General features: G+C 48.9%; 9 protein-coding genes and 1 riboswitch. All 9 genes read right to left on the reverse strand.

The window, feature by feature from the left end; genetic code table 11:
• Positions 1-11 precede the first annotated feature (11 nt).
• Positions 12-770 carry an ECF transporter S component gene (locus ABDB91_RS16915; RefSeq protein ID WP_347488846.1) on the reverse strand — a complete coding sequence of 253 codons (759 nt, stop codon included), beginning with the start codon at positions 768-770 and terminating at the stop codon, positions 12-14.
• Positions 757-2,469 (reverse strand): energy-coupling factor transporter ATPase, encoded by a 1,713-nt coding sequence (locus tag ABDB91_RS16920; RefSeq protein WP_347488847.1) that lies wholly within the window; start codon positions 2,467-2,469, stop codon positions 757-759. Before ABDB91_RS16920 ends, ABDB91_RS16915 begins: the two co-directional genes overlap by 14 nt.
• The gene (locus tag ABDB91_RS16925; RefSeq protein ID WP_347488848.1) at positions 2,442-3,362 is read right to left on the reverse strand and encodes an energy-coupling factor transporter transmembrane component T; all 921 of its coding nucleotides are present in this window, start codon (positions 3,360-3,362) and stop codon (positions 2,442-2,444) included. The genes ABDB91_RS16920 and ABDB91_RS16925 overlap by 28 nt, the downstream gene beginning before the upstream one ends.
• A 20-nt stretch (positions 3,363-3,382) precedes the next feature.
• Entirely contained in the window at positions 3,383-4,552 is a 1,170-nt protein-coding gene (locus ABDB91_RS16930) for a DUF4430 domain-containing protein (protein ID WP_347488849.1), read from the reverse strand.
• An 89-nt stretch (positions 4,553-4,641) separates the two neighbouring features.
• On the reverse strand, positions 4,642-8,337 hold the full coding sequence (locus tag ABDB91_RS16935) for an S-layer homology domain-containing protein (RefSeq protein WP_347488850.1): 3,696 nt from the start codon (positions 8,335-8,337) through the stop codon (positions 4,642-4,644).
• 174 nt (positions 8,338-8,511) lie between these two features.
• Positions 8,512-8,639, reverse strand: a riboswitch (cobalamin riboswitch).
• 234 nt (positions 8,640-8,873) lie between these two features.
• Positions 8,874-10,295, reverse strand: a complete 1,422-nt coding sequence (locus ABDB91_RS16940; protein WP_347488851.1) for an aldehyde dehydrogenase family protein — start codon at positions 10,293-10,295, stop codon at positions 8,874-8,876.
• A 161-nt stretch (positions 10,296-10,456) separates the two neighbouring features.
• Positions 10,457-11,623, reverse strand: coding sequence for a UxaA family hydrolase (locus ABDB91_RS16945; RefSeq protein ID WP_347488852.1), 1,167 nt, complete (start codon positions 11,621-11,623; stop codon positions 10,457-10,459).
• A gap of 3 nt (positions 11,624-11,626) precedes the next feature.
• Entirely contained in the window at positions 11,627-11,911 is a 285-nt protein-coding gene (locus ABDB91_RS16950; protein ID WP_347488853.1) for a UxaA family hydrolase, read from the reverse strand.
• Between the two features lie 100 nt (positions 11,912-12,011).
• Positions 12,012-12,956, reverse strand: coding sequence for a hydroxyacid dehydrogenase (locus tag ABDB91_RS16955; protein ID WP_347488854.1), 945 nt, complete (start codon positions 12,954-12,956; stop codon positions 12,012-12,014).
• Positions 12,957-13,031 lie beyond the last annotated feature (75 nt).

Here is a 13,031-nt window from a genome sequence, read left to right on the forward strand (position 1 = left end):
TTTTAACAACGTTAATCCCGGACCCCAGCCTGGAATTCCCGCGTCTTTTGGCCCTCTCCCTCTATGGCATGCACCTCAATTGTTTTAACCGTTAACCGGTTTCCGAACCGCTGTAAAACTTTAATCATTTCCAGACCCATGAAATACATAAACAGCCCGTTACCCGCCGCATGCAGCGTATCGAAAAGGAAACCGGCGGCATAAGTAGCCGCAAAGGTTGGCCAGGTTAGCGGGTAAATATAAGTTAGCCAGTGCCAAGTATTCATTATGAGACCGTACAGGTAACCCCAGGCCAGGGCAAAGGCCACTAAAGTAAAACGGGAATTGCTTTTATGCACCCGGGCCAGTACGCCCGACGTTAAACCCACCAGCCCCCAGGCCACCATTTGCCAGGGGACCCACGGTCCCATGCCCATAAAGAAATTGGAGATTAAAGCCGCCAACGCCCCCACGGCGAACCCGGCCCCGGGGCCCAGCACATAACCCGAAATGATAACCAGAAAGGTAGTGGGCTGCACGTTTGGTATGGCGGCAAAGGGCAACCGGCCCAGTGCGGCCAGGGCGGCCATGGTGGCTAACAGGGCTATTTCACCCGCCGACGGAGCGCTGCTTTCAAACTTAAGGAAAAAACCGAGCAACCCCAGTAGCGCCATACCCAGGGACAATATCGACCAGTTTAAATTCATATCCGGGTTGGCTTTGATATCAAAAAATAAAAACAGTAAAAATCCGGTTAATAGAAAGCCAAAGAATAATTTACCCCACTTCATAATGACACCACTTCAGCACATCCAGCGCATCCTGGAATGTAATTACCCCATTGCAAAAACCCCTGAACATTTTATTCAGCTGCGGCGCGTAATAAAGGGAATTATTCATCACTAAACGTTTGTCCCCGTCGGCCACTATTTCACCGCTAAACATAATCATTACCCGGCGGGCATATTCGGCTACAAATTCGATATCGTGGGTAATGATGATTATAGCCACACCATCGGCAGCAAATTCAAGCAGGAGGTCCCCCATTTCATTTTTTAAATGAGCGTCCAGGCCCCGGGTAGGTTCATCCAGCAGCAGCACCCGCGGCTTGCGGACCAAGACTGTGGCCAGCGCTACCCTCTGCCGCTCCCCCCCGCTCAGATCGCGCGGGTTCATATCTTTAACATTAGTTAAGCGGAGTTTGGCCAGTATTTGATCTACAGATTCATTTGCCGCACTATCGCCCGGTTCCAGTCCAAAGGCCACCTCATGGCGAACGGTATCGTGGAATAGATAGTCGTTGGGGTTCTGGGAGAGATAACCTACGCTGCCGGCAAGTTCGTGGACTTTTTGTTGGTTAATGTCCCGACCCAGAAGTTTGACTCTACCTCGCTGCGGGCGCAGTAAACCGCATATGTTTTTTAGCAGGGTAGTTTTACCACCTCCGTTTTCACCGATTATGGCCGCTACTTCACCGGCGCCGACGGTTAATGATACATTGCGCACGACGGGTTGCAAGGCGTCCGGATATGTATAGGAAAGGTTTTTAACTTCCAGGAGAGCTTCCCGGGATACAGCGGCTTTGTTAGCTTTCTCACATCCCCCGGGGTATCCGCAAGTACCCGGAGCCGGCAGCATGGCGCAGAGCTGCTTGCGGCCCTGTGCAACGGTGAGGGGGATTTTTTTACTGCCCGCCTTAGCGAAAAAGCGGGGCAGCGGCGGTATAAAGGGGCTGTTGGCATTTAAGCCGTAGATAACGGCATCATCCGGCCGGCTGTTGTTTAACAGGCAGCCCCCGTTCATAATCAGCACCCGGTCTGCCAGGTGAAAGCATCTTTCCAGCCGCTGTTCCACCAGTACCACGGTTAAACCCAAATCTTCATTCATTCTTTTTACATTGGCAAGCAGTTCTTCCGCCGCCACAGGGTCCAATTGGGAAGTGGGTTCGTCCAAAAGCAGGACTCTGGGTTGCATGGCCATTACCGAGGCCAGCAGAACTATTTGCTTTTGTCCGCCGGATAGATCAAAGGTGTTGGCGGATTTCAGCGCAGAGATATTTAGATAGTCCATTACTTCAGCAATACGGCGCTTTATTTCCCGGGCCGGAAGACCTATATTTTCCAGGCCAAAGGCTATTTCCCGTTCGACTCCGGTCATCACGAGCTGATTTTCCGGATCTTGAAAAATGAACCCTATTTCCCCGGATAATTTACGCTGATCCCAATTCCGGATATCTTTGGGGACATGCCTCGAAGAGGTGTGTCCCTTTTCCAGGTTACCCCGATAGCGGACTTTGCCGCCAATGGAGCCTCCGTAGAAGTTCGGCACCAGTCCGGAAAGCGCCCGCAGCAGTGTGGATTTGCCGCATCCGGAGCCTCCTGCGAGCAGAACAAATTCTCCTTCGTTAATTTCCAGGTTAACCCCGCAAAGGGCGGGTCTTTCCGAGCCCCCGTAATAATAGGTTAGAGCTTCCACCTCAAATAAGGCCAATATTTCCACCCCCAATTTAAGAATGCGGGCAATGCTGCGGTAATGAGAAGACAGGCTAGCGTCAGTAGCTGCCGGGGTGATACAAATAAGACGCCGAGCTGCGGGTAAAACCGGTATTGAGCCCACCCGGGGACTAATAATGCCACACCCAGTAATAATAACGCCAGGCTGGACGATAAAATAATCATGTCCCGAACCTGCATTCTTTCCCCGCTATAGTGGCTTCGGGGGCCGCTGCCATATGCTCTGCTTTGTATTGCCTCGGCAATGCCCAAGGCATTTTCCAACGAAGTTAATGTTATAACCTTTAATAGCGGATAGTAGCTATTGATTTTTTGGATCAGACCGGTCTGATCGAAGGCTACTCCCCTGGTTTGCTGTACTTCTTTAATATTTTTAAGCCGGACTGCCAGATAAGGTATTAATCTGGTAGTCAGCGCTACTAGCATAGCCGTTCTCGGGGCCAGGCGGGCAAATAGTTCAAAAGCCCGGTCGGGATTTATGGTTTGGTTATATAAGAAGAAGATAGTTATGACTACTAATAGGCGCAGGCCCATATCAAAACCGTATAGAAGGGCTTCCAGGGTAACGGCAATCCGTCCCATTACCGGTATATCGGGTAAAGTGAGCAGTACGGTGCTGCCCAGCCGGTTAAATAATGGGTTAATTAATATAATCATGATCAGCAGTATGATAAGAAACGGAACAAAGGTTTTGTATGCCGCAAAAGCGTCTACTAGTTTAATGTTTATTAATAACACGGCGTACAGGGCTATCAGCAGCACCGGATGATTGCAGGCCAGCGCAAGGAAAAGCAGGACTCCCGCGTAGACAATTATCGTCAGCGGATGGAAGGACTGCAAAAAAAGTTTTTTATCCCGGTAGATATACATAGTTTACAATCACCCTTTAATTAGTTGACGACGGGTACGGGGAGTACCTTTTCGCCACTGACTACGGCACCGAAATACTGTTTAAAGGAGCCGGGGCTGGAGATAAGGAGGTTTACGGCCCGGTCCAATCCCGGCTGGTCCAAGCCGGTAACCAACCATACCGGGGTGGGGTCCCCCATGCCGGAACCGGTGGCTGTTATTGCGCCGACGTTTTGGTGATACCGGCTAACGATCTCGCCTTTCATATCCAGGGTGGCGAAGTAATCCGGGGCAAGTTCAATAAATAAACCGGTTTTTTTGCGCTGCTTTTGTACCCCTTGCCAGAATTGTTCGCCGGCAAAGCTTTTCCACAAGCCGATTACCAATGTAATTTTTTCGCTTTTGGTTACTGTTTTTTCGTTGTAGGGTTGTACGGTTACGTTTTTAGCCCCCAAATTACGCAGGTGCTCGGCCAATTGATGGCCTTGCCGTTCACAGCCCGGGGCCGTCAGTACCGCCGTGCCGGGGTTTTGGCCGCGGTAGCCGCTGATAAAAGGTTCGGGGAAGGCGCCTATTAAGGCCGGTGTAAATACTGCCCCGCCCCAGTCGTGATAATCCCACCAGATAACGTCACCGGGTGCGGGCTTGTAATCCAGCGCTCCCGTCGAAGTGATAATGCCGTTTGCGTAATAAAACCAATCCCTGGTCTTTTTGTCCGAGCCTGTGTAACCCGATCTGAGACCGTTGATAGCTTCCACAAAACCGCCACCGTATTGTGTATTTACATCCAAGTTGTTTTTTAAGATATCCATTACCGAGTCTCCCGGCTTAAGGGCAACTCTATCGTTGTACAGCGGGCTTTTAGCGTAATCCCGGGTAACCCACAAGCTAACTTCGGATGCCGGTGAAGCCGAGTTTTTTCCCGCTCCGCCGGTGCCGGCGGGGGCTTCTTTTTGCCCGCTTCCCTTGTCGGCGCGGGGAGCCGGTTGGGCCGGACCGGGTTCTTCGCCGGGTTGTTCCGCGCCGGCGGTCGCTTCTTCAGAGGGCCGAGTGCCGGTATCCGCGTTTTGGGTTTGCTCTTTGTCCTGTTTAAGAGCTAATTGGCCCGGCTCCGTATCGGTATTGCCGTCCGGAGCGGATGAGCCGCCGCCGCACCCGGCGGCGCAAATCAGCACTATCAATAATGAGATGACCATGCCCCAACGTTTCATTTGCATAAGCCTCCCTGCAACAAACGGGTATTTAAGCGATTAGATAGTTTTTATATAATTATTTAGTCTTCACAATAACTTATAACAGACTAGTTTAATGAAAGAATACGGTAAACCAATACAGCGCTCTGGGCCCGATCGGTAAGCATATCCGGTTTAAATGAGCCATCGGGAAATCCTTTAAGCAATCCGCTTGCCGCTGCGGCTGCCACACTATCCCGAGCCCAGGCGCCTACCTTATCCCGATCGGAAAATTCCAGTTCCGCCGCTACAGGCTCTAAATCCAGGGCTCTGGTAAGTATGGCCGCAATTTGTTCTCTGGTAATCTGCTCGTCGGTACGAATGGTGCCATCGTCATAGCCTCTTACCAGTCCGGCTGTATATGCGGCCTGTAATATGTCGTAGTGCGGGGTATCCGGCTCCAGATCGGTAAAAATCTGATTGCCGCCGGGCGGTGCTTCAATGCCCATGGCTTTAGCCAGCATAACTATAAATTCACCTCTGGTTACCGGTCGGGCCGGTTCGAAATTACCTTCACCGGTATCGGATAGTATCCCTTTTAGTGCCAGATATTGTATTTCCTTTTGGGCCCAGTCGTAGGAGCCATTGCCTACATCGGGAAAGGAAACCGGCTGTTTTTCCCTGGCCAATACCGCAAAATTGGTAAAGTGGGTAATCAGACCGGAGATTTCCTCGTTGGCGGGGTCGACTACCGACGGTACAGGTACCCAGCGGTCATTGGCCGCGTCATACCAGGCAATGACCAGATTTTCTGGCGTGCCCTCATATCCGGCTATTTTAATGCGCAGGGTTACCGGATTATCGAAGGTAAGCCCGTCAGGCCCGAGTTCATACACCGAAGACACCTGGCGATGAGTATCCGGGATCGTTGAGTCAGGCCCGCTCAACTCGTAAATTTCTACGGTCACCCGGCTGTTTATGGACCCGCCGGGCAGACTCAGGTATACCTCCTGCAATAAGTCCGTTAGCGTATTATCGCTGTCCGGGTCGACTGGCTGCGAAACTTGCACCTTGTTTTCCTGCAGTATCTCCATCCATTTTTCCCGTTCTTCCAAGGTCATGGGATAATCCGTGGGTACAACAACCGGGTTGCATTCGGCCAGTTCAATCCGGTGGAACAGCTCTTCTTGCTTGGGTGCCGATTCGGGTAAAAGTTGTGCCAGGTTGCCCATTTCTTCCGCCACTCGTTCTCTGGCCTGCTTGACCGCTTGTGCCCGTTCGGCCGGTACCGGAGGAATTTCCTTAGCAAGTTCACCGGACGAAACACTTCCGTTGCCGGGATCATTGGGATCTTGGGCCCAATACCATTCCACCTCGTCCCCGTTCTCCAATTCGTAATCTTTTCCGGAAATTGATTCAGGCGCCGCTCCGTTTACTTTATACTTCCACCCGGCGGTACTGCCGGAATCCTCTGCAATACCGTCTATACTGTACACGTAGCTATCATTATACCTGGTGCCCACTCTAAGAGACGTTTGTTTTAAAGCATAGATGGGATTTCGATCCTCGCTGCCGGCAATTTGAACCGTTCCGGAATAAAGCAGTTCCCGGTCTTTACCCCGTACAAGGAGGATGACGGTAATAGAGTCGTCTTCGCCGCCCTCGCCGCCTTGGGCTTTAACATTCAATGCCAGCTCACCTGGTACAATCTGGGGATAGCCCGGCTGGTCGTACTTTTCCGCCCGGATATTAAGAGGTCCCTCGACAGCCGTAAAGCTCACAGGTTGGCCTGATGATACTATTTGTTCTTGACCGTTGATGATTAATTTAATATCGTTTACTTGTTGTTCAGTCAGACCGGTAAGCCAATCATATTTTTTTACTGTAATTGTAACGGTCGCGCTTTGTCCGTCTTTGGGTGATTGGGGCTGTAAACCAATCAGCGTGAGATAAGTCTTGTCACTATAGGTGCCGGTATCGTAAGCGCCCAGATAAAATATGACTTCATCTCCCGCGGCTACATTATAGCTGCCGGCCCCGGTACCCGGGGAAGATGATTCTATGTCTCCGTTCCTTAAGACGTAGTATTTCCAGGACAGAGCAGTGTCTTCGGCAAAGCCTGGGTTTTCGCTTTCACCCAGGATGGAGGTGATATATCCCCCCGGAGCGGCTACGTTTGCTTTACCGACCAGCGCCCCAAGCGCGTCCAGCGCCGTTCCGCCTACTTCCACTGTACCGGAGGCCAGTTGGCCCGCCGCGCCTTCCACCCGGACCTTGACCTGTTTGTTGAGTGCCTCTCCAACGGTGATCTGTCTGCTGCTCCTAACCAGTTCCGGATAGCCGTCCGGGTGCTGTTTATATACTTTTAAGGTAAATGTACCCGCTGCGGTTAAAGGTATCTGTGTTTGTCCGAAAGAGGTTTCATATGTTTCGCCGTTAAAATCTACGGTGACCGGGTCCAGCAGTGTGGTGGTAAAATCATTCTCCCCCCAGTCAAAGCTTGTGCCGCTTACATTTACGATAAGGGTTTGACCTGCTGTCGGGTTGGCGGGGGTGATGTTTATTACAGGGATAAAGGTTTTATTACTCCAGTCAGCGGCAGCGTAGGCTCCGATGTAAAAAACCACCTCATCCCCGGGAGCAACATTGTATCCTCCGGGTCCGGTGCTCACGGCAGACGCATCCAGCTCACCGTTCCTTACAATGTAGTAAAGCCAGGAGGTAGTTGTATTACCGTCCGAACCGGAATCCCCTCTCTCAGTAAGAATAGTGGATATCATACCGTTGGAATCCAGCAGTACATTTGCATTGCCAACCAGTATTTTCAAGGCGTCCAGCGCAGTTCCATCCAGTTCCACTTCACCGGAGGCCAGGGTATTTCGCAGACCTTCCACTCGTACTTTAATTTTACTTGTTCCGGGATTTTCGCCGCCGCTACCGCCGCCGACCACCACGAATGAGCCGTAGGATTCTTTTAAATCGGCCAGAGCCATTAACGCCTGGCGAGTGGCTATGTCGTTGCTGCGGCCACCGGGAAGGTGGGAAAAGGAGCCGTCGGCCAGCCGGAAATTAAACATAGCGTTAATGATATTGTTATCGCCTTTATTCCAGGTGGTAATGTCTTCACCGCAGGCCAATAGGCCTTGGATGACGGATGCTATACTTTCCGTGTTCTCGCTGCCGAAGGAGGCAAAGCCGCCGGAATCAAGCTGTACGGCACGCAGATAATCCAGCGCCCCGTATACCGAACCATACACACTGGCATTCACAGTATGTTCGGCTAGAGCCATCATGGTCAGGCCGGTGGTGTCGGGGTCACCGGACGAGCCGCTGATGGAAAAACCACCGTCGTTTTTTTGCTGATTGACTAGATAATTTAACGCGTCTGAAACTCGATAACTGCCGCCCGCCCTGTCCAAGGCCAGAATGGCATAGGCAGTGTTATTAATCGAGTCGCCGAAGCTGCCGTTGGATTTTTGTTTGGCAGCCAGTTGCTCCACCAGGTTAATATTGTTGCCGTCCCGGTCGATGTAATTTTGCGGGTCTTGTCCGGCGGCCCCCAGCGCTAAAATGGTTGATGCATAGTTTAAAGCAGAGCCGTCCGGATCAGCCTGCCACGCGGAGAGATCGAACCGGTCAATTGCCCCCGCCCGGCCCAGGCCGACTATCTCTTCCCAGTAATCCGGCTGCGGTTTGTTTACTTCGTAATATTCCACCAGTGCATCCAGGGCATCCGATACTGTCTCCGCCGACGCCGGAGCAGCAGCCGTTCCCAGTAAACAAAACATCATGAGCAAAATAGTTGTCATAATTTTTTTAATCATTGTAACCCACCTTTTATTTTTTACGGTTATCAAGGCTATAACAATTGCTGACAACTGCCGGCGCACAGGTTGAGCATTGAATTTGGCAGCTGAATAAAAACGTAGACCGGCTTATCGATAAGCCGGTCTGCAGTGGAATACCCCCAAATAGGCAACCCTTACCTGGAAGGCTTTACCGTATTAAACATTTGGGGCAGGTTCCTGACTTTCCGGTTAACTAAGAGATTAACCGGTCACAGTGGCCGGACCGTCCAGGATTTGCACCCGGTTCCCTGAAACACACCCAATGCGCTTTATTTAGCTTGTTAATTTTTACATTATACAACCTTTTGCCCCAAAAGTTAAGCCCTGTTCAAAAAAATATCAGGCGAAGAAATCATGGCCAGCAAAAAAGTGTCGCCATGATTATACCAATTCCCATCTTAGAATAAGCCAATCAGAACCTGCGAAAAATCCAAGCTTGATATGAATTTTAAAAAAAAACCTGCGGTGCAAGCCACAGGTCTGATCACACATTGCTGATCATAGGAAAAGAACTACATATTTAAAACTACAATTTTTTCTTTAGTCATTTCTTCAATTACATATTTGGGACCTTCTTTACCAATACCGCTTTCCTTCCATCCACCATAAGGCATAAGATCAGCACGGAAAGTAGAAACATCATTAATGATTACCCCACCGGCTTCCAATTCTTCCGCACAACGAGCAGCAAGGTCCAATGAGTTTGTGAAAATTGCCGCCTGCAGACCGTAGGATGAATCGTTTGCTAAAGCAATGGCTTCGTCGATGGTATCATAAGATACAATATTAAAGACGGGAGCAAAGACTTCGTTACAACTGCATTTCATTTTGGGTTTTACATCTGTTAAAATGGTTGGTTCTAAAAAAGGACCTCTCCGATTCCCGCCTATCAAAATTTTAGCTCCATCGCTCACAGCCTCCCGGATCCAGGTTTCAGCACGTACAGCCTCTTCCTCGCTAATCAGAGGACCGATATCAGTAGCAGGATCCAAGGGATCTCCAATTTTTAGGGTCTGTGCCAGAGAAGCCGCTTCCTTGCAAAATTTATCGTAAATGCCGCTATGAACATAAACTCTTTGCACGGAAATACATAACTGCCCGGCATTGGCAAAGGCCGATCGTGTACATGCCTCAACAGCTGCAGCTAAATCAGCATCACTGTGAACTATGGTTGGTGAATTGGAGCCAAGTTCCAAAGAAATAGGTCTAAAACCTACGGCATTTTTCAATTTCATACCCACTGCCGCACTACCGGTAAAGCTATAATAAGCAATCCGTTCATCCTTAGCCAGGGCATCGCCCACTACCGGACCTGAACCCATAACCATGTTTAGGTATCCCGCAGGTAACCCCGCTTCCGCCATGATTTCACATAGTTTTGCTCCTATGATAGGGGTTGCACTGGCTGGTTTATATACAACAGTATTTCCCGCGGCAATGGCCGGACCAATTTTATGACAAGTTAAGTTGGCCGGAACATTAAAAGGGGTAATAGCACAAACAATCCCTAATGGCACTCTCATGGTCCAAGCCCGGCGACTTTCGTTCCCGGGAGAACCGGCAATGGGAACGATTTCACCCTGTACGCGTTTGCTCTCCTCAGCAGAAATCAACAGAGTTTGGGCGGCTCGGGCAACTTCACCTTTTGCTTCTTTAAATGTTTTACCAACTTCCTGGCTAATTATTAAAGCCAATTCCTCTTGTTTTTCTATCATTAATTCACTGGCTTTTTTTAAAATCTCATAACGACGGTAAGGAGCCAGTTTATTTTTTTTAAAGGCTTTTTCCGCAGCGGAAATAGCTGCATCCACTTCCTTCGCCCCGGCTACACAATATTCTGCGACCGGTTCACCTGTCGCCTTGTTGAATACCTTTTCCTTTTGATTTGTTGTTACCCACTCACCGTTAATAAATAATCGCAATTCAGCAACCATTGCACTGACCTCCCTATAATAATTTTATATAATCAAAGCGTAAGATTAATAAAAATCAACTGCCCCCTTCCGGGAAAATATTGATTTAATCGTACGTTTTCAGACAACATGCGCAGACTTTTATCAAGAGCATGGACCCCTCGCTAGAGAAATCCACAGCATTAAGCGCTACGATATAATTTAGTCAGTACAAATTCCTGGTGCCCCAAAGCTTCAGCACTTGTAAACCGGCCGTTACAGGTACGGATCATCATCTCCAACAACGCGTCCGAAGCCTGATCCAGATTCATTTCCCTGCGCAATATGCCGCTAACGTCCACATCAATATGTTCCTTCATGTCTACCACGGTCATTGGGTTAGCGGAAAGCTTTATAACCGGCTCAATCGGGTTGCCAATGATATTGCCCTGTCCGGTGGGGAAGAAGTGTACCACTGCGCCGGACGCCGCCCACAGTGTCACTGCTTCAGCGGCAGCTGAAGAAGTGTCCATGTACCAAAGACCTTTTCCTGTAGGAGATTCGGCCGGCTTCAGAACGCCTACGTATTTACAATTGCCGATTTTCTGCAGGTTACCCAGAGCTTTTTCCTCGATTGTGGTTAAGCCGCCGGCAATATTACCTTTGGTGGGCTGCGAACCGGAAAGATCTACACCTTTGCTGATGATAAAATCGTTATACTCGGACCATATTTTATGAAATGCTTCGCCTATTTCGGGGGTGGCGCCGTGTTCTTTACAAATATCTTCACCACCGGTAACTTCGGAGGTTTCACCAAAGCTAACAGTAGCGCCGGCGGCAACAAGCCTTTCAACAGACCTGCCAACGGTTGGATTGGATGCCAATCCGGAAGTAGTATCGGATTCACCACATTTTACCGATACATATAGCTCGTCGACCGAGCATTCAACTCTTTGTAACTCGGTAGCCCACTGGACGTACTCCTGCGCTTTCCAGGAAGCTCTTTCAATTGTTTTAAGCTGCCCATTGCGCTCAATTGAGAATCCGGTCACAGGCTTGCCTGTTTCGGCTATACCTTCTACAATAACGTTTGTCCATTCCGGCTCGATACCAATAACCACAACAGCAGCCACGTTGGGATTGCTGCCGATACCAATCAAGGTGCGGAAAGTAAGGTCGAGATCTTCTCCGAACTGCAGGCGCCCGTATGCATGTGGCAATGCCAGAGTGCCTTTAACATTATGAGCTACTGCTTCACATGCCGCGTTGGAAAGATCATCTAAAGGAAGAATAACAACATAGTTGCGGATACCTACTCTACCGTTTTCACGACGATAGGCATTAAATGTTGGAAAGTTATAATTAGCCATTGATTACCACCTCGCAGTCTTTAAATTATGTGTATGCACGTGTTCTCCCTTTGTTATAGGAGCAACAACTTTGCCAATAGGTACGTTGTACTTAATAATTGCTTTGCCTTCTGCTACATCGGTAAGCGCAATTTTATGACCGATTCTAATGTCCTGCTTGGCTGTAATACTGATTGTGGCGTCGTTTGACATAACCCAGCCTTCTACGGTTTCTCCCGCTTTGATAACTTTTACCGCAACGCCGACCGAATCTTTATCGTCATGCACAATAAAGTATGGTTGATTCATAATTGACTCCCTCCAAAATTGTTGATTGTTTGAGTGTCTGATTCCTTATTGTGTTAGAGTGCAGCCACCCCCGGAAAATGCAATCACAAAAACAATTCTTTTATCTTTTTACTAAACAACTTGATGGTTTGCCGTTCAAAACTTTAATTACCTCCTCGGCTACCAGTACTGAGGTTTTAACTTGGGCCTCTTCTGTGAGCCCGGCAATATGAGGCGTCAGAATAATATTATCCAGTTCAAGTAAAGGGGAACCAAGCGGTGGCTCCTGTTCCAATACGTCCAAGGCCGCACCGGCTAGCTTTCCGGAAACAAGTGCTTCGTAAAGGGCTTTTTCGTCAATCACCCCACCCCTGGCTGAATTTATGATAACTGCCGTAGGTTTAACTAAATTTAATGTTTGTTCATTTATTAAATGCCGGGTAGCTTTGTTTAGTGGAACGTGAAGACTAATAAAATCCGAGCAGCTGATTACCTCTTCCAGGCTTGATAATCTAACGCCAAAATCGGCAACTGCTATTTCGTAAGGAGGTAGAAACGGGTCGTAACCGACAATATCCATACCAAATGCTTTTGCCCGTGCCGCCAGCCTTGTCCCAATCTCGCCTATGCCAATAAGACCCAGCCTTTTACCATATATTTCAGTGCCGGTAAATTGCTTCCGGTCCCAATTCCCTTGTTTTATATCGGCAGTAGCTTCGGCGGGGCATCTCGCAAAAGTTAACATTGCGGTAAAAACATATTCTACTACTGATATAGCATTTGCATTTCTAGCGTAAATTACAGCTACACCACTGTCTTTTGCAGCTTGCAGATCGATGTTGTCCAATCCTACACCTAAGCGGCCAATAACTTTTAGCTCCGGTGCCGACTCCAGAAGTGAACGGGTAACTTTTGTTTGATTACGGACAATAAGCGCGTCTGCATCTTGAATTACCTGGAACAGCTCAGGTTTTTTCCACAGGTCGGGATCGTATATGATATCACCCGTTTCAGACAATATCTTATTGCCCTGGTCCCAATTTAATTCAGTTATCACACTTTTCATACGTCACCTCTTAAACAATTACTTGATTGCCATAAGATATTTTCTAAGTCCAAGAGAAAATGAAAATCCATTTGT

Origin of the sequence: Desulfoscipio sp. XC116 (genome assembly GCF_039851975.1) — a bacterium.
GTDB lineage: Bacteria > Bacillota > Desulfotomaculia > Desulfotomaculales > Desulfallaceae > Sporotomaculum.

Bases quoted from the DNA above. Each gene is read 5' to 3' on its own strand.
- ABDB91_RS16915 (WP_347488846.1), bottom strand. From the start codon at position 770: ATGAAGTGGGGTAAATTATTCTTTGGCTTTCTATTAACCGGATTTTTA.
- ABDB91_RS16925 (WP_347488848.1), bottom strand. From the start codon at position 3,362: ATGTATATCTACCGGGATAAAAAACTTTTTTTGCAGTCCTTCCATCCG.
- ABDB91_RS16930 (WP_347488849.1), bottom strand. From the start codon at position 4,552: ATGAAACGTTGGGGCATGGTCATCTCATTATTGATAGTGCTGATTTGC.
- ABDB91_RS16935 (WP_347488850.1), bottom strand. From the start codon at position 8,337: ATGATTAAAAAAATTATGACAACTATTTTGCTCATGATGTTTTGTTTA.
- ABDB91_RS16940 (WP_347488851.1), bottom strand. From the start codon at position 10,295: ATGGTTGCTGAATTGCGATTATTTATTAACGGTGAGTGGGTAACAACA.
- ABDB91_RS16945 (WP_347488852.1), bottom strand. From the start codon at position 11,623: ATGGCTAATTATAACTTTCCAACATTTAATGCCTATCGTCGTGAAAAC.
- ABDB91_RS16950 (WP_347488853.1), bottom strand. From the start codon at position 11,911: ATGAATCAACCATACTTTATTGTGCATGACGATAAAGATTCGGTCGGC.
- ABDB91_RS16955 (WP_347488854.1), bottom strand. From the start codon at position 12,956: ATGAAAAGTGTGATAACTGAATTAAATTGGGACCAGGGCAATAAGATA.